General features: G+C 65.7%; 16 protein-coding genes, 1 pseudogene and 1 riboswitch. Of the genes and pseudogenes, 13 read left to right on the top strand and 4 right to left on the bottom strand.

What is annotated here, in order from left to right; translation table 11 throughout:
• Nucleotides 1-82 precede the first annotated feature (82 nt).
• A complete protein-coding gene (gene dnaE, locus HNP60_RS10620; protein WP_184153451.1) occupies nt 83-3,574 on the top strand; it encodes a DNA polymerase III subunit alpha in 3,492 nt (1,163 codons plus the stop codon).
• A gap of 43 nt (nt 3,575-3,617) precedes the next feature.
• On the opposite strand, the gene HNP60_RS10615 is transcribed toward dnaE, so the two are convergent.
• Nucleotides 3,618-4,685 (bottom strand): PA0069 family radical SAM protein, encoded by a 1,068-nt coding sequence (locus HNP60_RS10615; RefSeq protein WP_184153448.1) that lies wholly within the window; start codon nt 4,683-4,685, stop codon nt 3,618-3,620.
• 130 nt (nt 4,686-4,815) lie between these two features.
• Between HNP60_RS10615 and HNP60_RS10610 the strand changes: the two genes are divergently transcribed.
• From HNP60_RS10610 to HNP60_RS10600, 3 genes are all read left to right on the top strand, one after another.
• Entirely contained in the window at nt 4,816-6,276 is a 1,461-nt protein-coding gene (locus tag HNP60_RS10610) for a DNA recombination protein RmuC (protein ID WP_184153445.1), read from the top strand.
• A 431-nt stretch (nt 6,277-6,707) separates the two neighbouring features.
• The gene (locus tag HNP60_RS10605; protein ID WP_184153442.1) at nt 6,708-7,364 is read left to right on the top strand and encodes a hypothetical protein; all 657 of its coding nucleotides are present in this window, start codon (nt 6,708-6,710) and stop codon (nt 7,362-7,364) included.
• Between the two features lie 173 nt (nt 7,365-7,537).
• Nucleotides 7,538-8,878 (top strand): amidohydrolase, encoded by a 1,341-nt coding sequence (locus tag HNP60_RS10600; protein ID WP_184153439.1) that lies wholly within the window; start codon nt 7,538-7,540, stop codon nt 8,876-8,878.
• A 12-nt stretch (nt 8,879-8,890) separates the two neighbouring features.
• Here the strand turns inward: HNP60_RS10600 and HNP60_RS10595 are convergent, their stop codons facing one another.
• Complete coding sequence (locus tag HNP60_RS10595) at nt 8,891-9,307, bottom strand: hypothetical protein (RefSeq protein WP_184153437.1); 417 nt, start codon at nt 9,305-9,307, stop codon at nt 8,891-8,893.
• A 224-nt stretch (nt 9,308-9,531) separates the two neighbouring features.
• On the opposite strand from HNP60_RS10595, the gene HNP60_RS10590 reads away from it, so the two are divergent.
• The 3 genes and pseudogenes from HNP60_RS10590 to prsR all read left to right on the top strand — a co-directional run bounded on the left by HNP60_RS10590 (nt 9,532) and on the right by prsR (nt 14,404).
• Nucleotides 9,532-10,920: a TIGR03013 family XrtA/PEP-CTERM system glycosyltransferase gene (locus HNP60_RS10590; RefSeq protein WP_184153434.1), complete on the top strand. Its 1,389-nt coding sequence runs from the start codon at nt 9,532-9,534 to the stop codon at nt 10,918-10,920.
• A gap of 13 nt (nt 10,921-10,933) precedes the next feature.
• The gene (gene prsK, locus HNP60_RS10585; RefSeq protein ID WP_184153431.1) at nt 10,934-13,042 is read left to right on the top strand and encodes an XrtA/PEP-CTERM system histidine kinase PrsK; all 2,109 of its coding nucleotides are present in this window, start codon (nt 10,934-10,936) and stop codon (nt 13,040-13,042) included.
• Nucleotides 13,042-14,404 (top strand): annotated as a pseudogene (gene prsR, locus HNP60_RS10580) (PEP-CTERM-box response regulator transcription factor). The gene prsK and the pseudogene prsR overlap by 1 nt, the downstream one beginning before the upstream one ends.
• 13 nt (nt 14,405-14,417) lie before the next feature.
• On the opposite strand, the gene HNP60_RS10575 reads toward prsR, so the two are convergent.
• Complete coding sequence (locus tag HNP60_RS10575) at nt 14,418-14,765, bottom strand: GntR family transcriptional regulator (protein WP_014076588.1); 348 nt, start codon at nt 14,763-14,765, stop codon at nt 14,418-14,420.
• Between the two features lie 83 nt (nt 14,766-14,848).
• Nucleotides 14,849-15,427, bottom strand: a complete 579-nt coding sequence (locus tag HNP60_RS10570; RefSeq protein ID WP_184153428.1) for a nitroreductase family protein — start codon at nt 15,425-15,427, stop codon at nt 14,849-14,851.
• A 184-nt stretch (nt 15,428-15,611) separates the two neighbouring features.
• Here HNP60_RS10570 and HNP60_RS10565 point away from each other — a divergent pair, with 184 nt between their 5' ends.
• From HNP60_RS10565 to HNP60_RS10540, 6 genes are all read left to right on the top strand, one after another.
• Nucleotides 15,612-17,192, top strand: coding sequence for a peptide MFS transporter (locus HNP60_RS10565; protein ID WP_184153425.1), 1,581 nt, complete (start codon nt 15,612-15,614; stop codon nt 17,190-17,192).
• Nucleotides 17,193-17,418: 226 nt separating this feature from the next.
• The gene (glmM, locus tag HNP60_RS10560; RefSeq protein WP_184153422.1) at nt 17,419-18,771 is read left to right on the top strand and encodes a phosphoglucosamine mutase; all 1,353 of its coding nucleotides are present in this window, start codon (nt 17,419-17,421) and stop codon (nt 18,769-18,771) included.
• Between the two features lie 14 nt (nt 18,772-18,785).
• Complete coding sequence (locus HNP60_RS10555; RefSeq protein ID WP_184048224.1) at nt 18,786-19,010, top strand: DUF1272 domain-containing protein; 225 nt, start codon at nt 18,786-18,788, stop codon at nt 19,008-19,010.
• Between the two features lie 194 nt (nt 19,011-19,204).
• Nucleotides 19,205-20,323 (top strand): bifunctional hydroxymethylpyrimidine kinase/phosphomethylpyrimidine kinase, encoded by a 1,119-nt coding sequence (thiD, locus tag HNP60_RS10550; protein WP_184153419.1) that lies wholly within the window; start codon nt 19,205-19,207, stop codon nt 20,321-20,323.
• Nucleotides 20,320-20,901, top strand: coding sequence for a ribonuclease HII (locus HNP60_RS10545; RefSeq protein WP_014076582.1), 582 nt, complete (start codon nt 20,320-20,322; stop codon nt 20,899-20,901). The genes thiD and HNP60_RS10545 overlap by 4 nt, the downstream gene beginning before the upstream one ends.
• A 98-nt stretch (nt 20,902-20,999) precedes the next feature.
• Nucleotides 21,000-21,175: riboswitch (yybP-ykoY riboswitch) on the top strand.
• A gap of 10 nt (nt 21,176-21,185) precedes the next feature.
• On the top strand, nt 21,186-21,755 hold the full coding sequence (locus HNP60_RS10540) for a TMEM165/GDT1 family protein (RefSeq protein ID WP_184048229.1): 570 nt from the start codon (nt 21,186-21,188) through the stop codon (nt 21,753-21,755).
• Nucleotides 21,756-21,805: the final 50 nt, after the last annotated feature.

The raw sequence follows: 21,805 nt of genomic DNA, 5'->3' as shown, positions 1-21,805 counted from the left end.
GGCAAAAGCCTGTGGACAAGTCGTTGCGTCGGCAAGCCATGGGTTGTCAGCGCCGGTCCGCACGCCACATAAAGGGCCTGCCATGCCCCATGCGCCTTATGTCCCGCTTCGCAATCTATCGGCCTATACGCTGCTTGAAGGGGCGATCGCGCCAAAGCAACTCGCAGCGCGGGCGAAGGAGCAGGGCTTTCCCGCCGTCGCGCTGACGGACCGCAACGGGCTCTATGCCGCCATGTCCTTCTCCGACGCGGCGGCCAAAGCCGGCGTTCAGCCCATCATCGGCGCCACATTGTCCATCGCGCGGCCGGGGCGGCCGGATGGTGCCACGCTCGTGCTCGACTGGTTGGTGCTGCTTGCGCAGGACGAAACGGGCTATGCCAATCTCTGCGCGCTGGTGAGCCAGGCGCATGTCGACCGGCCGATCGAGGCGGATGCGCATGTCGATTTCGAGGCTCTGGCACGGCATCATGAAGGGCTGATCTGTCTGACCGCCTCGGGCGAGGGTGCGCTGGCGCGGCTGATCGCGGAGGACCAGCCCGACGCGGCCCGGGCCTGGCTCGACCGGCTGGAGGCACTGTTCGGCGACAGGCTCTACATCGAGCTTTCGCGCACCGGCGATCCGGTGATGGAAAAGGCAGAGCCCGCGCTGCTCGACCTGGCTTATGCGCGGGGCCTGCCGATCGTCGCCACCAATCCCGCCTGCTATGCCGATGCCGGCTTCCATGGCGCGCACGACGTGCTGCTGTGCATCGCGAGCAGCAGCTATGTCGAGAGCGACGAGCGCCCCAAAAGCTCGCCGGAAAGCTGGATGAAGCCAGCAGACCAGATGATCACGCTGTTTGATGACCTGCCGGAAGCGATCGCCAATACGCTGGTCGTGGCGCAACGCTGCGCGGTCATGGCGCCCAAGCGCAAGCCTATCCTTCCCAGCCTTGCAGGAGACCGCGCCGGCGAGGAGGCGCAGCTGCGGCAGGACGCCACGGCAGGGCTGGAAGCGCGGCTTGCAGCGCTGGGCATCACGGACGAGGCGGCGCGCCGGCCTTATTTCGAGCGGCTCGAGTTCGAGCTGGGCGTCATCATCCAGATGGGCTTCCCCGGCTACTTCCTGATCGTTGCCGACTTCATCAAATGGGCCAAGGCGCAGGACATTCCGGTGGGGCCGGGGCGCGGATCGGGCGCAGGCTCCGTGGTCGCCTGGGCGCTCACCATCACCGATCTCGATCCGCTCCAGCTCGGCCTGCTGTTCGAGCGCTTCCTCAATCCCGAACGCGTCTCGATGCCGGACTTCGACATCGACTTCTGCGAAACGCGGCGTGGCGAAGTGATCCGCTACGTCCAGCAGAAATATGGTGCCGATCATGTCGCGCAGATCATCACTTTCGGTACGCTGAAGGCCCGCGCGGCGCTCAAGGATACCGGCCGCGTGCTGCAGATGGGCTATAACCAGGTGGACCGCCTGGCCAAGCTGGTGCCCAACCACCCGACCGATCCCTGGACGCTCGAGCGCACCATGAATGGCTCGGCCGAGTTCGTCGCGGAGTACAAGGCGGACGGCCAGATCAAGCGGCTCGTGGATCAGGCGCGGATGCTGGAGGGCCTGCCGCGCAACAGCTCCACCCATGCCGCCGGCGTGGTGATTGGCGACCGGCCGCTTTCCCAGCTCGTGCCGCTCTATCGCGATCCCAAGTCCGACATGCCGGTCACGCAGTTCGACATGAAATATGTCGAGACGGCCGGGCTTGTGAAATTCGACTTTCTCGGCCTCAAGACACTGTCCGTGCTCCAGCGCGCGGTGCAGCTGCTGGCGAAGCGGGACATCCATGTCGATCTCAACGCGCTGAGCTGGGACGACCAGAAAGTCTACGACCTGCTCAAGCGCGGCGACACGGTGGGCGTGTTCCAGCTGGAATCGGAAGGCATGCGCAAGACGCTCGCAGCTGTGCGCCCCACGAACTTCGGCGATATCGTCGCGCTCGTCTCGCTCTACCGTCCGGGCCCGATGGACAACATCCCGCTCTTCGGCCGCCGCAAGAACGGGCAGGAGGACATCGAATATCCCCATCCGCTGCTGGAGCCGATCCTGAACGAGACCTACGGGATCTTCGTCTATCAGGAGCAGGTGATGCAGGCCGCGCAGATCCTCGCCGGCTATTCGCTCGGCGGCGCCGACCTGCTGCGGCGCGCGATGGGCAAGAAGATCAAGGCGGAGATGGACGCGCAGCGGGCCACTTTCGTCGAAGGGTGCAAGACCAACAATATCGACAAGAAGAAGGCCAACGAGCTGTTCGACTTGATCGACAAGTTCGCCGGTTACGGCTTCAACAAGAGCCATGCGGCCGCCTATGCGCTGCTCGCCTACCAGACGGCCTGGCTCAAGGCGCATCACCCGGCCGAATTCTACGCCGGCTCCATGGCCTTCGACATCCACCAGACCGACAAGCTCTGCGTGTTCGTGGACGACATGCGCCGCATGGGCGTCCCTTGCCTGGCACCGGACATCAACCTGAGCGGCGCGGACTTTACCGTGGAGCCCGATCCCGCCGGGTCCGGCCAGATGGCGGTGCGCTATGCGCTGGGTGGCCTGAAGGGCGTGGGCGAGAAGGCCATGGAAACGCTGGTCGAGGCGCGCGAGCAAGGCGGGCGCTTCCGCGATCTCGATGATCTGGCGGGACGGATCGAGCCGCGCCTGCTCAATCGGCGCCAGCTCGAAAGCCTCGCGGCTGCGGGCGCTTTCGATTCGCTGGGGCTGGACCGCGCGGTCGTCCATGCCGCCGCCGAGACCATCCTCTCCGTGGCCGCCAAAGCCGCCGAACAGCGCGAGAGTGGGCAAGGCGGCCTGTTCGGCGGGGACGATGCCGCCCATGCCGATGTGCCGCTGCCAACGGATGCCGTCTGGTCGCAAAGCGAGCGGATGGCCCAGGAGAAGGAAGCGTTCGGCTTCTATTTCTCGGCCCATCCCGTGGACCGCTATCGCCAGATCAGCAAGGAGCGCGGCGTGCGCACTTATGCCGAGCTGTGCGGGCAATCGTCCGGCCTGGGATCGGGCGAACGCAACCAGGCCGCGATGGCGGCTCTCGTGGAGGAAATCCGCTGGCGCGACACGCGCCGGGGCGGGCGCTACGTGGCTGCCACCTTCTCCGATAGCAGTGGCCAGTTCCAGGCGAGCTGTTTCGACGAGGAAGGCTGCAAGCTGCTTGCGCGGCTGCATGAGGAGAATGAATGCGCGCTGCTCGGTGTCGAGCTGGACCGCCAGCCCGGTGAGGAAACCCCACGTGTCACGGTGCGCAATGTCACGCCTTTCGCGCGCGTGGCCAGCGTGGCCAAGCTGCGCATGACGGTGAGCGTGGACGCGGTGGAAGCCATCGCGCCGCTGGCCGGCATGCTCTCCGGCCGGCGTGGCGGGCGCTCGCGCGTCGAGATCACGACGCCCCTGCCGGAAGGCGGCGACGCGATCGTCTGCGTGGGCGAGGATTTCCAACTCGATGGCGAACTTGCCGAGCGCATCGAAGCGATCGCAGGCGTGCGCGCGGTCGTCATGACGCCGATCGGTCCGCAATTGCGCGTGGTGGCCTGATCCTGCCTGCGGTAAGGGGTGGTTGGCTGGTCATCGTGTCAGCTCAGAAGAGCCGCAACTGGTCGCCCGGCGGAATGAACAGGTCGCGCCGCAGCGTGATGCGCCCGTCCGCGAGCCTATGGCGGTGCCGCGCCTTGTCGAACCGCATGCGGATGAGATCGGCATAAGGGCCCGAACCCCGCATCCGGCTGCCGAAGTCCGGATCATTGTCCCGTCCGCCCCGGATCGACTGGATGAGGTGCATCACTTTCCCGGCCCGGTCCGGGAAATGGACGTTCAGCCAGTCGCGGAACAGCGGCGCCACCTCGAAGGGAAGGCGCACCGGGATATTGGAGACCGAGCGCGCGCCCGCCGTCACGGCCGCTTCCACCAGCGCCTCGATCTCCGCATCGTTGATCGCCGGAATGATCGGGGAAACGCAGGCATTCACCGGCACGCCAACCTCGCTCAAGGCGCGGATCGCGGCGAGGCGCTTGCGCGGATGCGGCGCGCGGGGCTCCAGCTTTCGGGAAAGCGCCGCATCGAGACTGGTCAGCGAGAGAGCCACCGCGACGAGCCCGTTCGCCGCCATGGGCGCGAGCAGGTCCAGGTCGCGCGTCACGCGGTCCGACTTGGTGGTGATCATCAGCGGATGACGGCATTGCGCCAGCACCTCGATGCAGGCGCGCGTCACGCGATAATGCCCCTCGATCGGCTGATAGGGGTCCGTATTCGTGCCCATGGCGATGGGGCGCACCTCATAGCCGCGACGGCCCAGTTCCTTGCGCAACAAGGCGGCCGCGTCCGGCTTCACGAACAGCCGGCTCTCGAAATCGAGGCCGGGCGAAAGATCGAGCCGGGCATGGCTCGGCCGCGCGAAGCAATAGATGCACCCATGCTCGCAACCCCGATAGGCGTTGATCGACTGATCGAATCCCACATCGGGGGAAGTGTTGCGCGTGATGATCGTGCGGGCCTGCTCTTCCGTCACCGTCGTGCGCAGGGGCAGCGGGGCATCCTCTGCATCGTTGCACAGGCGATCAAGCCAGTCGCCGTCATCCTGCCGGGCGGGCAAGGCAAAGCGGGATGAACCGGCGTTGGACGGGGCGCCACGGCCCTTGATCGCGGACATGGTTGAAATAGAACATACAAAGAACATTTGAGCAAGCGCTGATCCATCATGCGAGGCGGGCCCGTGGCGCTTGCTTCGTTGTGACCGACAAGGTAGGTTCCCTTTTCGTTCCTCCCGAAGCAGGTGATCTGTGTCTCCATTCGCTCTTGTCGCCGGTCTTGCCGCCATGCTGATCGGCCTTGCCGTGGGATGGCTGCTGCGGAGCCGTCTGGCGGCGGGCACGGAGGCGGAGCGCGCCGCGCTGGCCGGGCGCCTCTCGACGGCTGAGGACATGCGCAATGCCGCGCTGCGCGATCTTGCCGTCGCGACGGAACGGGCGGCGCAGGCGGAGGCGCTGCGCGCGCGGCTCGAGCAGACGGACGAAGCACTCGATACGGCCCGGCGGGAGCTCGCCGCCCTGCGCGCCGATCACGCCGCGCGGACCGAGGCATTCGCGGCGCAGATCAAGGCGCTGCAGGAAGCGCGCGAGCAGCTTTCCGCCCAGTTCAGCGAGACGGCGGGCAAGCTGCTGAATGAAGCGCAGCGCGCGCTCATCGAGCGGGCGGACCAGCGCTTCCATCAGGCGCATGAGAAAAGCGAAGCGAGTCTCAAGGCCCTGCTCCAGCCCATCGACACCACGCTCAAGCGCTATGAGGAAGGGCTTGGCCGGGTCGAGAAGGAGCGCGTGGACAGTTACGCCGCGCTGCGCGAGGCGGTGGAGCTGGTGCGCGCGGGACAGGGGCAGGTGCGCGATGAAACCGCGCGGCTGGTGAATGCGCTGCGCTCCAGTCCCAAGGCGCGCGGGCGCTGGGGCGAACAGTCGCTCTACAATCTGCTGGAGCAGGCAGGCCTTTCCGAGCATGTCGATTATCTGCGCGAAGTCTCGGTCGACACCGAGGACGGGCGGCTGCGGCCCGACGTGATCGTGCGCCTGCCCGGCGGGCGGGAACTCATCATCGATGCGAAATGCTCGCTCAATGCCTATCAGGATGCGAGCGACGCGCCCGACGATACGACGCGGCTGGCGCATTTGCGCGCGCATGCCGGATCGCTGCGGCTGCACGCCCAGCAACTCGGCGCCAAGGACTATTGGACGCGCTTCGGCAAGGCCGCCGATTATGTAGTGATGTTCATTCCCGGCGAGCATTTCCTCTCTGCCGCGCTGGAGCAGGATGCCGGCCTCTGGGAATGGGCTTTCGAGCGGCGCGTGCTGCTCGCCACACCCACCAATCTTATTGCCATCACGCGCACGGTCGCCAGCGTATGGCGGCAGGAGAAGCTGGCCGAGCAAGCCCAGCAGGTCGGCGCCCTCGGCAAGGAAATGTATGAGCGCCTCTCGGTCGCTGCCGGGCATCTCGCATCGCTGGGGCGGAGCCTCAACGGATCGGTCGGCCATTACAACAAGTTCGTCTCCAGCTTCGAGAATCGCGTGCTGGTAACGGGCCGGCGCTTCAAGGAACTGAGCGTCGAGACCGGCTCACGCGAGATCGAGGCGATCGATCAGGTCGATGCGCTGGCCCGGTTGCCGGGGCCGCTTGCGGGCGAGGAAGGGCAGCAGCCGGACGAGCAGGAGAAAGCCGAGACGGATTCCGCGCAAGCAGCGGAATTATGATCGGGGCGGAACAAGAAAAGATTGCCACCGCGCGCGGAGCTGGGCACCCTCGATACGCAAGGCGAAATTGTTGCGGGCGCTTCAATTTCATGGCTGATGAGCGCGACGCCTCCGCAGCATTGCGTAGCGCATCCTTCTGGCGGGAGTGACAAGCGGATGCCTCGGGAATGCCATCAGCCCCCACGTGTCGTCACTTCGGCAGGAGGAGGCAAGCGGGCATTTTTTGCCCTCTTCGCTTTGTTTGTCGCGCTTACTCCAGTCAGCGCAAGCACCTATGTCCCGAAAAAGCTGAGGTGCCCCGTGGGAGGGGAGAAGTTCCAATACATGGCGCTGGTCAGCATTTCACAATGGGGGGCATTGCCCGATGGCATGCCCTTGGGCTCCGGCCAGTTTCCCACTCTGCCACCCCAGTGCCATCCAACGGGTTGGTCATGTATCGCGAGTTCACGCCTCAGGAGGTGGCAAAACTGACGCCCTTTGTCATGAGCGCGGAATATAAGGCGCTGCGATCGTCAGGCGAAACGGTCCATTACCTTGCCTATCAGACAGCCAGATTTTTGGGCGATGAGCAGCCGTACTGGCTCTTGTTGATGGCAAGTTGGGAGGCCAAGAATGTCGACCCTCTGGGCACCAGAGCGCGACGCTACAACGAGGAGTTCGTCGAAGCCGCCAAGTCGGCACCTGTTGATGCCACAGCGCTTGAGTCTGTCGCTTTGAGATTTCGGGCGGCCAATGCCTTGCGGGAACTGGGCCGCTTTGAAGACGCCGAAGCCATGCGCGCGGCCATCGTGATCGCCCCAACCGCTGGTGGGACTGACGAAGAGGCCGCCGCAAATCGTGACGCTTGGAGCGACTTGGTCGCCCGGCTCGCCGACCCCATTGTCCGCCGGACCGACACCCGGACCCCGATCGACATGCTCGGCGAGCGCGAAGCCGTCTCCCGCTGCTTGAGCAAGGAAGCTGCGGAAAGGTTCGAGGAACCCGTCCCTCCGCCGTTGAGCGCCTTTGAAGAAGCCTATTGCGCCCGCCCCGAACTCGCCGACCAGATCAAGGAGCAACGCGCATGGTTGATCGACTCGGAGGAGTAGCTGCCGACCTTCCGGGACGTCTCGTGGATCGCGCGAGGCCGTAAGTGGTTCGTCGAAGGTGATCGGCGTGATGATTCTCGTTGTCGCGGGATATGCGCTGGCCTGACGGCCAGGCTGCCTCTTTCGCTGACGTGAAAAGGCCTTATGCTCGCCTCATCAGGGAGAATCCGCATATGAAACAGTTCAGGGCAGCCTTGTTTGCCTGCCTCATCGGGGGAGCCATCGCCTTGCAGACACCGCAGACCGCTTTCGCCGCAGAGACGCCGGTCGATGCCAGGATCGAGGCGGCCATGCCGGACCTTCTGGCGCTGTATCGCGACCTGCATGCCAATCCCGAACTCAGCTTCCAGGAAGTGCGGACGGCAGCCAAGTTGGCGGCGCGGGTGAAGGCGCTTGGCTTCACCGTGACCGAGAAAGTGGGCCAGACCGGCGTTGTCGCGGTGATGAAGAATGGCGAAGGCCCGACGCTCCTGATCCGCGCGGACATGGATGCGCTGCCGCTCGCTGAGAAGACCGGCCTGCCATATGCCTCGAAAGTGGTGGCGACCACGCGCGACGGCATCGAGAGCCCTGTGATGCATGCCTGCGGGCACGATACGCACATGTCCGCCTGGATGGGGGCCGCGCAGGCGCTTGCCGGCATGAAGGACCGCTGGTCCGGGACGCTGGTCATGATCCTGCAGCCCGCCGAGGAAATCGGCCTTGGCGCCAGGGCGATGCTGGAGGACGGACTGTTCGCCCGCTTTCCCAAGCCGGATTATGTGATCGCTTTCCACGATTCGGCGGAACTGCCCGCGGGCACGATCGGCTATGCGAAGGACTGGGTGCTGGCGAATGTGGACAGCGTCGACATCACCGTCCGCGGCGCGGGCGGCCATGGGGCCTATCCTCACCTGACCAAGGACCCGATCGTCATCGCGAGCCGTATCGTCACCAGCCTGCAGACGCTGGTGAGCCGCGAGCGCGATCCGCAGGAGCCGGCGGTGGTGACCGTGGGCAGCTTCATTGCCGGCGCGAAGCACAATATCATTCCGGACGAGGCGAAGCTGCTCATCACCGTGCGCAGCTACGCGGACGAGACGCGGGCCGCGCTTCTCAAGGGGATCGAGCGGATTGCCCGTGCCGAAGCGATGGCTGCCGGCGTGCCTGACGATCGCATGCCGATCGTCCATGTGGAGCAGAACTACACGCCTTCGACCTTCAATACGCCTGACATCACCGCGCGCCTTTCCCAATTGCTGAGCGGGCATTTCGGTGCCGAGCGGGTGGTGCCCGTGCCGCCGGTGATGGCCGGCGAGGACTTCAGCCAGTATCATCGCGCCGACAAGTCGATCGAGAGCTTCATCTTCTGGGTGGGCGGAGTGGACCCCGCGAAGGTCGCGCAGGCGGAGAAGGGCGAGATCAGCCTGCCCGGTCTGCACAGCCCGCTCTGGGCGCCCGATCCGGAAGCCGTGATCGGCACCGCCAGCAAGGCGCTGACCGTGGCCGCGCTGGACCTGCTGGGGAAGGCCTGAGGCGCCGAGGGCTCAGTATCGCGCGGTTCTGGGGACGGCTGGCGGCGTAAAAGGCGGAGCGTCGTCGGCCGGCGCTGCCTGCATGGCCGATGGTCCAGCGACACTTGTGGCGGCTGTTGTCGGAGATGAGGTGGGGTTGCGCGCAGGATCCCCGGCCGCGACGGGCGCGATACCCTGCGTGTCGAGCGAGGGTGTTGCATCCAGCAGCGGGGTCGGAGCCGCGCTTTCCCGTGGCGGAGGGGCAGGCGGCATCGAGACTGGGGAGGGCTGGCGCGGAGCGGACGCGGGGCGCTCCGGTTCCTGGGGACTTTCCGCCTGGCCGGCGCCATTACCCCGGTCGCTCGGAATGGCTTCGCTCGCCAGATGGACGACCATCGGCGAGCCGACGAGGATCGCGACGGCGACGATCTGGAAGAGTCGCATGGACATGTCTTGGCGCCTGATCTCCGCTCGCTCCGCGCGGACGCTACAGGCGCGTCCTTAGCATTCGGTAAATCGGCGCCGCGTGGGCAGGGGCAAGGCATGGTCTCGCCTGCATTCAACATATCTTTGCGATTTGCGGTCTAAGGCCTTCAATCGGTGTCGTGGGTTTCGACGCCCTCATGTATCGCGACGGGCAAGGGGCCCGACCGCCCGGGGAATGACGTGTCGGCATGATAAGGTTGTTCAAGCACTACATACCGCATGCGGTGCTGATGCTCGGCATGCTGGACTTTGTGCTGCTGGTCGCGGCTGCCGAGACCGGCTGGGTGCTGCGCGCGCACCAGATCGCCATGGACATCGAGCCGCTCATGACCCGCTTCGGGCCGCTGCTGAGTTTCGCCATCGCGCTGCAGACGGCGATGATCGCCGTCGGGGTCTACGGACCGGAAGCCCTGACCTCGCTGCGCTTTGCAACGGCGCGGCTGCTGGTCGCCATTTCGCTCGGCGTGATCTTCCTGTCCGTCATGCACTTCATGATGCCGGATTATACGTTGTGGCGCTCCAATTCGCTTTACGCGATGATCCTGGCCTTCCTGTTCCTGCTCGTCCTGCGCATCCTCCTGGGGTCGCTGCTCGGCAGCGAGGCCTTCAAGCGGCGGCTGGTCGTGCTTGGCGCGGGCAAGCGTGCCGACCGTATCCGCCAACTGGAAAAGCGCCCCGGCTCCGGCTTCATCGTCGTGGGCTATATCGCGATGAATGACGGCGAGCAGGTCATTCCGGAAGCGATCAATCGCAACGCCATCTACAACATGTCGGACTTCGTCGTGCGGCTCGCGGCGAGCGAAGTGATCCTCGCGCTGGAGGAGCGCCGCAACTCTGTCCCGATGAGTGATCTGCTGCGCATCAAGACGACAGGCGTGCACGTCAACGATCTCTCGACCTTCCTCGAGCGGGAAACGGGCCGGATCGATCTCGACACGGTGAATCCGAGCTGGCTGATCTTCTCGGACGGCTTCTCTTCCGGCCAGCGCATTTCCGCCATCGCCAAGCGTCTGTTCGACGTGGTGGCAAGCGCGGTGCTGCTCGCGCTCACCGCGCCGCTGATCGCGCTTGGCGCTCTGGCGGTGATGATCGACAGTCGCGGGCCTGCTTTCTACAAGCAGCTGCGGGTCGGCCTCTATGGCCAGGAATTCTACATCGTCAAGCTGCGGACCATGCGGCAGAATGCCGAGTCTGCCGGGCAGGCGGTCTGGGCGGAGAAGGATGATCCGCGCATCACGCGCATCGGCCGGCTGCTGCGCAAGTTGCGCATCGACGAACTGCCCCAGGCCTGGAATGTACTCAAAGGCGACATGAGCTTCGTGGGCCCACGGCCCGAGCGGCAGCAATTCGTGTCCGATCTCGAGCAGCAGCTTCGTTATTATGCGGAGCGCCACATGGTGAAGCCGGGAATTACCGGCTGGGCCCAGATCAATTATCCCTATGGCGCGTCGATCGAGGATGCGCGGCACAAGCTCGAATATGATCTCTATTATGCGAAGAATTATTCGCCGTTTCTCGATCTGCTCATCATTCTCCAGACCTTGCGGGTGATCCTGTGGCCCGAGGGCGCCCGGTAGGGCGCGCGCGTCCATGCCTTCGCTCTGGATGATCGCCGGCCATGCGGGGCATGCCCTTGCCGCGGCCCTGCTCGCCAGTCTCGCCATCCTGACGTCGCGCCGTTTCGGCCGGTTGCACGAGGGTCGGCTGCTGGTGGTCGCGCTTGCGGTGACGGCCCTGTGGTCGCTGCGCCATGCCCTTGCCGGGGTATTGCGCGTGGATCTGATCGCGGACGGAGTCGCCGAGACCGTTCGCAACGGCGCATGGCTCGCGGTTCTGGCCTACTATCTGAGGCGCAGGCCCGACGGAGCCGGAGCGCATCGCGGCCGGCAGTTGGTGCTCGTCGCGCTGGCCTTCCTGCTGAGCATGCAGCTTTGCCTCGATCTGGTGATCGGCGAAGGGGCGTCGGTCCGCACCGCGCTGTTGCCGGTCTTTGAAGCGAGCTGGCTGCTGCGCGATATCTTCGCGCTCGGCGCGCTGGTCATGCTTCATGGCCTGTCGGTCCACAGGGAGGAGACTGCCGGCGCCCGCCGCGAAATCTGGGTCGGGGGCGCCATGGCGCTCATGTGGGCCTATGATTTCAACCACTATATCCTGGCATGGCTCCTTGGCGGGCCCGTCGAGGCAGTGGCGCCGATGCGCGGCTTCGTCATGGCTCTGGCGACCGTGCTACTGGCCGTCGGCTTGCGAACGGACGGCACGCGTCGCATCGCGCTCTCCCGGACGGTCATGATGCGGCTCGTCTCGCTCGGCATCATCGCACTCTATGTGCTGGTCGTGGTGATGGCGGCGATGTTCTCCGGCGAGATCGCGGCGCCGCTCGGCCGGTTGACGCAGTCGGCGATGTTGTTCGCGCTGGCGGTATCCGTGCTCGCGCTGATGCCCTCGGCCTCGCTGCGTTCATGGCTGCGGGTGGCGATATCGAAGCATCTCTTCGCGCATCGATATGATTATCGCGCACTCTGGCTCCGTTTCGCGGCGAACGTCGCGGACAATGCCGAGGAGACCGTACCGCTTGATGCACGGATCACGCGCGCGATCGCCGAGGCCGTGGATGCGCCGGCGGCGGCGCTTTATCTCGGCGATGCCGAAGGATGCCTGGCCTGCGCGCGCCAGTGGCGATGGCCGGAGCGCAGCACTCCCCCAGAGCAGCTTGCGCCGGAGCTCGCGAACGAGATGGCCCGGCGCAGCTGGATCGTCGATGTCGCGGCGGACTGGCCTCGTTATGGCGCCATGCTGCCGGACTGGATGCGCCGGAGCGCCGACGCCTGGGCCATTGCGCCGCTTGTCCACCACGAACAGCTCGTCGGGGCGATCCTGCTCGCGCAGCCGCCGGGCGGGCGACGGCTCGACTGGGAGGATCTCGATGTGCTGCGCGTGGTGTGCAATGAGGCGGCGACGCGCATCAGCGAGGCGCGCAGCCGCGCGGCGCTCGCCGAGGCGCAACGCTTCGACGAGTTCAATCGCCGCTTCGCCTTCATCCTGCACGATCTCAAGAATCTGGTGAGTCACATGACCTTGTTGGCCAGCAATGCCCAGCGTCATGCGGACAATCCTGCCTTTCGGGAAGACATGGTGCTCACGCTCCGGGAGACCGCGTCCCGCATGACCGAACTGCTCCAGCGGCTGGGTCGTCCGGGCGCACCGCCGCGCGAGACGGCGAGCATGGTGCTGGGGCCGCTGGTCCGCACGCTGGCGCCGAACTGGGCCGCCGGCCTCGGGCTGGTCGAAGTGACCGGTGACGCGATGCGACCCGTTCGGGGCGACGCCGATAGTTTATCCCGCGCGATGGCGCATCTGGTCCGCAACGCGATCGAGGCAAGCCCGGCCGGCCGGATCGTGCAGATCATGCTCTCCGAGGAGGAGGGGGCTGCCTGCCTTCGCGTGATCGACCGCGGCGAGGGAATGGCGCCCGCGTTCATCCGGGACGAGCTGTTCCGTCCTTTCAGCTCCACCAAGGCGGACGGCTTCGGCCTCGGGGCCCATGAAGCCCGGCTGCTCATATCCGCCATGGGTGGCAGCCTGGATGTCGAGAGCAGGCCGGGCGAAGGCACATGCTTTACGATCCGGTTGCCTTTTGCCGCTAAGCAGGCGGCTGACACCCCCACAACCGGCCATGTGCCGGCACGGAAGACCGGTTGATGCCCGATACTCGCCCCAAGCTGCTGATCGTCGAGGACGATGCCGGACTCCAGCGGCAATTGCGCTGGGCCTATGATGATTATCAGCTCTTCATCGCCGGAAACCGTGAGGATGCCCTGGAGATCCTGCGCAGCGAGGCGCCGCCGGTGGTGACGCTCGACCTCGGGCTCCCGCCGGACCCCGATGGCATCAGCGAAGGCATGGCGCTGCTCGCACAGATGCTCGCCGAACGCCCCGAGACGAAAGTGATCGTCGCATCCGGGCATGGCGAGCGCGCCAGCGCGCGGCGCGCCATCGCGGAAGGGGCGTGGGACTTCTACCAGAAGCCGATCGATATCGAAGCGCTCGGCCACATCGTCTCGCGCGCTTTCCATGTCCATGCCCTCGAAAGCGAAAACCGGCGCCTCGCCGAAGCGGCCCCCGAGGACAGGCAGGTGCTGGGGCGGCTCATCACGGCGGCCCCGGAGATGCTCAAGGTGGCCCGGATGATCGAGAGGGTCGCGAATGCCAATGTCACGGTGATGCTGCTCGGCGCGAGCGGTACCGGCAAGGAATTGCTGGCGCGCGGCCTGCACGAAGCGAGCGATCGGGCATCCGGGCCATTCATTGCGATCAATTGCGCCGCCATTCCCGAGACGCTGCTGGAAAGCGAGCTCTTCGGTCATGAGAAGGGCGCTTTCACCGGGGCCGTGCGGACGGTGGCGGGCAAGATCGAGCAGGGCCGAGGGCGGCACGCTGTTCCTGGACGAAGTGGGCGACATTCCGCTCGCCCTCCAGGTGAAGCTGCTGCGCTTCCTGCAGGAGCGGGTGATCGAGCGGCTCGGCGGGCGCCAGCCCATCGCTGTGGACTGCCGCATCGTGTGCGCGACGCATCAGAATCTCGAAGCGATGATCGCTGACGGGCGGTTTCGCGAGGATCTCTATTACCGTCTCGCCGAAATCGTGATCCGCATTCCGGCGCTGGCGGAGCGCGCCGGGGATGCTGTGCTGCTGGCCCGGCATTTCGTGGTGCGCTATGCCCGCGAACTCAATCCGCAAGTGAAGGGGCTGGCGGCCGATGCCATCGCCGCCATCGACGAATGGGCCTGGCCGGGCAATGTGCGCGAGCTGGAAAATCGCGTAAAGCGCGCGGTCATTCTGGCGGACGGGAAGCTGGTGAGCGCCGCCGATCTCGATCTCGTCGACGGGGAAGGTGCCGAGGGCGTCATCAATCTACGGGCCGCGCGTGAAGCCGCCGACCAGCAGGCGATCCGCCGTGCCCTCACGCGTGCCGATGGCAATATCTCGGGAGCTGCCCGCATGCTCGGCGTGAGCCGGCCTACGCTCTACGACCTTATGAAAAGCTATAATCTGCAGGGCTGAAGGAGGCCGTGCCTCAGGCTTCGGTCCGGTCCGTCAGCTCGTCCAGCGTGATGCCGATGCGATTCATCTGCTCCACGACCGGGGGCCAGACCGAGGAAAAGAACCGTTCGCGCTCCATGGCCCGCAACTTGCGCGAGGCACCGGGGGATACGAACATGCCGACGCCGCGCTTCACCTGCACCAGCCCGTCATCCTGGAAGCTCTGATAAGCCTTGGCGACGGTGAGTGGATTAGCGCCTTGCTGGGCGGCGAAGGCGCGCACGGAGGGGAGGATATCGCCATCTCCATAGCGGCCTTCCAGGATGGCTGCGGCGATGACATCACGCAAACGCAGATAGACGGGACGGTTGTCGTCGATCATGCTGCGTCAGTGACATAATACAGCCAATCGGTCAAGAACTTAAGACCAGACAGGCCCGAGCGGCGGGCCGATCCGCCCTTCTTTCAGTCCTGGCCCCAGACCGACAGGACATCGTCCAGATCAGGGCGCGGCCGTTCCTCGAGCGCGCGCGCCGGCGTTCCGATGAAAACGAAGCCGGCGATCCGTTCGTCCGGGCTGCCGAATGCATCGCGCACGCGATCGTTGAAGCTCGGCCAGCCGGTGAGCCAGCCGCCGGCAAATCCCATGGCATGCGCCGCATGAAGCAGGTTCATCGTCGCGGCGCCGGCGGAAAGCTCCTGCTCCCAGAGCGGAATGGCGCTCTGCTTCGGCGAGTAAAGCACCACGATCAGCGCAGGCGCCTGCCGTGCGAACTGGTGCATGGCCTCGATCTCCATCCTGCCCGCCTCTGGCTTCTCCGCGAGATAGGCATCGGCCAGGAGGGCGGCCAGCGCCTCGCGCCGATCGCCCGGCACGATCACGAACCGCCAGGGTGCGAGCTTTCCATGATCGGGCGTGCGCGCGGCGATCCGCACCATTTCCCGCATCTGATCGAGGTCGGGGCCGGGCTCTGCCAGGTCGCGCGGCTTTCCGGAGCGTCGGGTGGAGAGATAAGCGAGCAGGGATGAGCGATCATTGAGCATGGCCAAGCGCTAGCGAAATGCGCCGCCGCCGCCAAGACCTTTGCGAACGGCTCGCAGAAAGACGCGGAAAAAATGCGCTTCACAGCGCCCGGTTTATCTCTAGTCTCGCTCGATCAATCTTCGCGCAGCCAGACACGTGACGGCCATTGGGGGTCAGGAGCCGGCGCGCGAAATGGGAGACTTTATGGCCACCATACCTGCGATCGCGCTCGGTGTGCTGCTGATCCTGCTGATCGGCGGCGCTGCCGGACTATCCAGCAAGAAACCTGAATTCCTTGGACATCCCAAGGGTCTCTACATTCTCTTCTTTGCCGAAATGTGGGAACGCTTCTCCTATTATGGCATGCGGGCCCTGCTCATTTTCTACCTCACCAAGCACTGGCTGTTCGCGGACGGGCAGGCCAATCTAGTCTATGGCGCTTATACCAGCCTCGTCTACATCACGCCCGTGCTGGGCGGCTATCTGGCGGACAAATATCTCGGCCAGCGCAAGGCGGTGCTGTTCGGCGCGCTGATCCTGACCGCTGGCCATCTGCTGATGGCGTTCGAAGGAACGGGCGGACAGGCAGACCCCACGATCAACATCTTCTGGCTCGCGCTTTCCTGCATCGTTGTCGGCTCGGGCTTCCTTAAGGCCAACATCTCCGTGATCGTCGGCCAGCTCTACGGCCTGACCGATCCACGCCGGGACGGCGCCTATACGATCTTCTATGTCGGCATCAACGTGGGCGCGGCCATCGGCACGATCATGGCGGGCTGGCTGGGCGAAACCTATGGCTGGAAATATGGTTTCGGCGCGGCGGGTCTCGGCATGTTGCTGGGCGCGCTGGTCTTCATTCTCGGCAAGCCCTGGCTCATGGGGCAAGGCGAGCCGCCCCGGCTCCTCACCAAGCAGCTCGAATGGGGGCTTTACGGCATCGGGATCGCTTCGATCGCGGTGATCTGGTTCCTCGTGCAATATCAGAGCATCATCCAGAACCTGCTCATCGTCTCGGGCATCGGCCTGCTCGGCTATGTGATGTTCTCGGCGCTGAAGCTGGAACCCCATGCGCGTGACAGGATGTTCGCAATCCTCTTCCTTATCGCGCTCAACCCGGTCTTCTGGGGCCTGTTCGAGCAGGCCGGCGGCAGCCTCAATCTCTATACGGACCGGTATGTTGACCGGGGCGGGGTGCCAGCCTCGCTGTTCCAGTCGATCAACCCGATCTATATCGTGCTGCTGGGGCCGGTCTTCGCGTGGCTCTGGGTCTTTCTGGGCAAGCGTGGCTGGGAGCCTTCGGCGCCCGCCAAATTCGGCCTGGCGCTGGCGCAGGTCGGCTTCTCTTTCCTGATCTTCGTCTGGGGTGCCCAGTCGGTCGGCATGGCGGCGCTGACGCCGGTTATCTTCGTCTTCCTGGTCTACCTGTTCCAGACGACCGGTGAGCTGTGTCTTTCGCCTGTCGGCCTTTCCGCGATGAACCGGCTGGCGCCGAAGCATCTGGCAAGCCTCATCATGGGGGCCTGGTTCTACATGACCGCCGTCGGCAATTTCGTGGCGGGCAAGATCGGCGAGGCAACCGGGGGCCATGGCGGCGAGATGACCAAGGAAGGCACGCTGGCGGTCTATTCGACTATCGGCTGGTGGACGGTGGGCATTGCCGTCGCGGTTCTGGCGGTCTCACCGGTCATCAGGAAGCTGATGCACCTCGACACGCTTCGCGACGACCCGCCGCCAACGGATGACCGTCCGGAAGAAGGGCTTCGCGTGACGCCCACGGCAAACTGAGCAGCCGGGAGGGGAGGCGCCGAGGCGCTTTCCCTCCGGCCGTGATCGGTAGATCTGCTCCCGGTCCCGGGATCCGCAACGGGCGCTTTGCTCCCGCTGCGCACATGGCGGAGAAACCTGGCCGAAAAATACTGGCGCCCTGCGCTATGCCTTCGCTAGAGTATCGATGCTGGATGGGAACATCCGGCGACTCGAAAAATATGGCAAAACAGAAACCTGGAGCGCCATGAGCAGACGCTTCTTCGGCACGGATGGCATCCGCGGCCGCACCAACACGGCGCCGATGACCGCGGAAATGGCCATGCGAGTGGGCATGGCGGCCGGCCGCCATTTCATGCGCGGCAACCACCGGCATCGCGTCGTCATCGGCAAGGACACGCGATTGTCCGGCTACATGATCGAAAATGCGCTGGTGGCCGGCTTCACCAGCGTGGGCATGGATGTGGTCCAGTTCGGCCCCATTCCCACGCCGGCCGTCGCGATGCTCGCAGAATCCATGCGCGCGGATCTCGGTGTGATGATCTCCGCCAGCCACAATCCCTATTTCGACAATGGCATCAAGCTGTTCGGCCCCGATGGCTACAAGCTCTCCGATGCCGACGAAATGAAGATCGAGGCGCTGATCGAGAATGGCGACATCCCGCTTGCTGAGCCGGCCAATATCGGCCGGGCGCGGCGGATCGAGGACGGGCGCGGGCGCTATATCCATTTCGTGAAATCCACGTTCCCGGCGCATCTGCGGCTGGACGGGCTGAAGGTCGCGCTCGATTGCGCCAATGGCGCGGCCTACAACACCGCGCCCACGACCTTCTGGGAACTGGGTGCCGAGCTGGTCCCGATCGGGGTGACGCCCAACGGCATCAACATCAATCAGGATTGCGGATCGACCGCGCCGCAGCTTCTGCAGGAAACCGTGGTCGCTTCCGGGGCGGACATCGGTATCGCGCTCGACGGCGATGCCGACCGGCTGATCGTGGTGGACGAGAGCGGGGCGATCGTCGACGGCGACCAGATCATGGCGCTCATCGGCACGAGCTGGGCCGCGCGCGGCACGCTGCGCGGCGGCGGCGTGGTGGCGACGGTCATGTCCAATCTCGGGCTGGAACGACTGCTCGGCGACAAGGGCATTCCGCTCGTGCGCACCAAGGTGGGCGACCGCTATGTGCTCGAGGCGATGCGGCAGGGCGGCTACAATGTGGGCGGCGAGCAGTCCGGCCACATGATCCTGAGCGATTATGCGACGACCGGTGACGGCACCATTGCCGCGCTGCAGGTGCTTGCCGCGCTGGTGGAAAGCGGCAGGCCGGCCAGCGAGCTGCTGCGCCAGTTCGAGCCGGTGCCGCAACTGCTGAAGAATGTCCGCTTCGCAGGGGGCAAGCCGCTGGAGGCGGAAAGCGTCAAGGCGGTGATCGCGCAGGCGGAGAAGGAGCTGGAAGGCATCGGCCGCCTCGTCATCCGTCCCTCCGGCACCGAGCCCGTGATCCGCGTGATGGCGGAGGGAGATGATGGCGAACAGGTGAAGCGCGTGGTCGATCGCATCTGCGACGCGGTGGCTGGCGCAGCGGCCGTGAATGCCTGAGCAAGGTCACACCCATGCTTGAAATGCGCCCCGACTGCGAGCGCTGCGGCACCGATCTGCCGGCCGATGCAGGTGGCGCCTTCATCTGCTCGTTCGAATGCACATTCTGCGCGACCTGCGCGGAGGAGATGGACGACCGCTGCCCCAATTGCGGCGGCGAACTGCTCGACCGGCCAACCCGCAGGGGCAAGGCGCTCGTGGATCATCCCGCCGCCACCCAGCGGCGCTTCCGCGCCTGAGCGTGGCCTGCCTCGGCCGGGCACAAGACAGACCGGTCTGAAGGCACATCAGTCGAGCGCCCCCTGACCTCGTTTCGCCAGCATGGCTTGCGTGTGCTGGGACCGACCTCGATCGGCCAGCCTGAAAGCCGATCCGAGCGCGTTTCGATTGTCGATGGCTCGACACCGGCCGATGCACTCGGCAAAAGCGCCTGATGACGATTCCCCGCATCCTCATCATCGCCGGCTCCGATTCCGGCGGCGGCGCCGGCATTCAGGCGGATATCCGCACCGTCACCATGCTGGGCGGCCATCCGATGACGGCGATCACGGCCATCACGGCACAGAACACGCTGGGCGTGCAGAGCATCCATCCCGTGCCGACCGAGATGGTTCTGGCGCAGATCGACAGCGTGGTGAGCGACATCGGCGTGGATGCCGTGAAGATCGGCATGATCGGCTCCGCGCAGACGGCGCTGGCGCTCGCGGAGCGACTGGAAACGATCGGCGCGCCGGTCGTCCTCGATCCGGTGATGGTCGCCAGCAGCGGCGGCACGCTGGCCGATGCGGAAACGATCGACAGCTTGCACGAGCTGATGGGCTGGGCCTTTCTCACGACGCCCAACCTCCCGGAGCTGGAGGCACTGGGCGGCGAGCATGAACTGACGGTGCGCGGCGAGATGCTGCTGGTGAAAGGCGGGCACGCGCCGGGCGAGACGATCATCGACCGGCTGGTCGGGCCGGAAGGCGAAATCGCCCGGTGGGAAGGCTCGCGCATCGATACGCCCCATACCCATGGCACCGGATGCACGCTGGCCAGCGCGATTGCCTGCGGCCTGGGGCAGGGGCTTGATCTGCCCCAGGCCATCGAGCGGGCGCGTCTCTTCGTGCGGCTGGCACTGCGGGACGCGCCGGGGCTGGGCCAGGGTCATGGTCCGATGGGGCATGGCACCGTACGGCTCGACCTCGGGCCGCCCCCGCGGCTCAACCAGCTGAGCGTACCGATGCTGGATTATGCCGCCTCGCGCGACTTCTACGAGGATCTGGGCCTGCGGCTCATCGTCGACAGTCCCGGCAATGGCTATGCGCGGTTCGAGGCACCCGGCGGCGCGACGCTTTCCATCCATGGCGATAGCCCGGCGGTCTATTTCGAGTGCGACGATCTGGACGCGCGCGTGGCACAGCTTCAGTCGGCCGGCCTTGTCTTCGACAGCGAGCCGCAGACGCAGGGCTGGGGCTGGCGCGAGGCATGGCTGGTCGATCCGGCCGGCAATCGCGTCTGCCTGTACGCGGCTGGCGAGAACCGCCGCTATCCGCCCTGGCGCCTGCCATGATCGCAGGTGTGGACGAAGCCGGCCGGGGCCCGCTCGCCGGGCCGGTGGTGGCCGCGGCCGTGATTCTCTGCAAGCCCCGCCCGGCGGGTCTCGATGACAGCAAGAAGCTGAGCGCAGCGCGTCGTGCGGAACTGGAAGCGACCATCAAGCGGCGATGCCACTGGGCCATCGGCGTGGTCGACGTGGCGGAGATCGACCAGCTCAACATCTTCGGCGCGACCATGCTGGCGATGACTCTCGCGGTGGAGGCGCTGTGTGCCCGCATCGGCTGCGATCCGCTTGAAGTGCTCATTGATGGTAATCTGACGCCCCATGGTCGCCGTCCGGAATGGCGCTGGAGCGCACGCCCGATCGTCGGGGGAGATGCGCTCGAACCCTGCATCTCCGCCGCGTCCATCATCGCGAAGGAGCATCGCGATGCGCTGATGCGCGAGGCGGCGCTGGCCCATCCGCAATATGGCTGGGAGCGCAACAAGGGCTATGGCACGCCCGATCATCTCGCCGCCCTGCGCGCGCACGGGCCCAGCCCGCTGCATCGACGCAGCTTCACGCCCGTCGCGCAGATGGCGCTGGCCTGAAACGGGCAAACGAGGCGGGCGGCGTGGGGCCTTGCCACAAATCAGCCAGCGCGGCGTGCGCCCCGGAGATTGACGGGCGTGCCGGTTTCCCCTAGCGGGCTTGCGTCACTTGGGGAGTAGCCAGCCGCCGGTTCGGCGGGCCCGCGCGTCAACATACTTGGCCGAGAGGTCATGGCGGCGGGGGACGGAGGTCCAGGCGAGACCAATGACGTTGCGCTTTCGTCCGGGCCGGGCGGAAGGCGTGATGTCATCGGTATGTTCGCCCTGGCCCTGAGTGCATCATCATGGAAGCCTTGTTTACTTCGACCGCCGTGGTCGCGCTGGCCGAGATCGGCGACAAGACCCAATTGTTGGCGATCCTGCTCGCCACGCGCTTCCGCAGGCCGCTGCCGATCATCCTGGGCATTCTCGCGGCCACGCTCGCCAATCATTTCCTCGCCGCGCTGCTCGGGGTCAGCGTCGCTTCGCTGGTTCGTGCCGCCTGGTTCCATTATCTGGTCGCAGCCTCGTTCCTGGCGATGGCCCTATGGACTCTCATTCCCGACAAGATGGACGATCTGCCGGAAGAGCCCGGTCGCTTCGGGCCTTTCCTCACCACCACGGTCGCGTTCTTTCTGGTGGAGATGGGCGACAAGACGCAGGTCGCGACCGTCGCTCTTGGCGCGCAGTTCCAGCAGGTCGGGATGGTGACGCTTGGCACGACGCTGGGAATGCTGCTGGCCAATGTCCCCGCCGTGTTCCTGGGCCATGAGCTGGTCCGGCGCGTGCCGCTGAAAGCGGTGCGGCTCGTCGCGGCGATGCTGTTCGCGGGGATCGGCATCTGGCTGCTCCTGTCCGGGCCTGGGCTGTTGTGACGCATGGAACCGGGCGTCTTAAAAAAAAATGCCGGGGCGCGGAAGGATTG

The sequence above is a fragment of the Sphingobium lignivorans genome (assembly GCF_014203955.1).
GTDB classification, from domain to species: domain Bacteria; phylum Pseudomonadota; class Alphaproteobacteria; order Sphingomonadales; family Sphingomonadaceae; genus Sphingobium; species Sphingobium lignivorans.
This window is presented reverse-complemented; position numbering and strand designations above follow the sequence as displayed.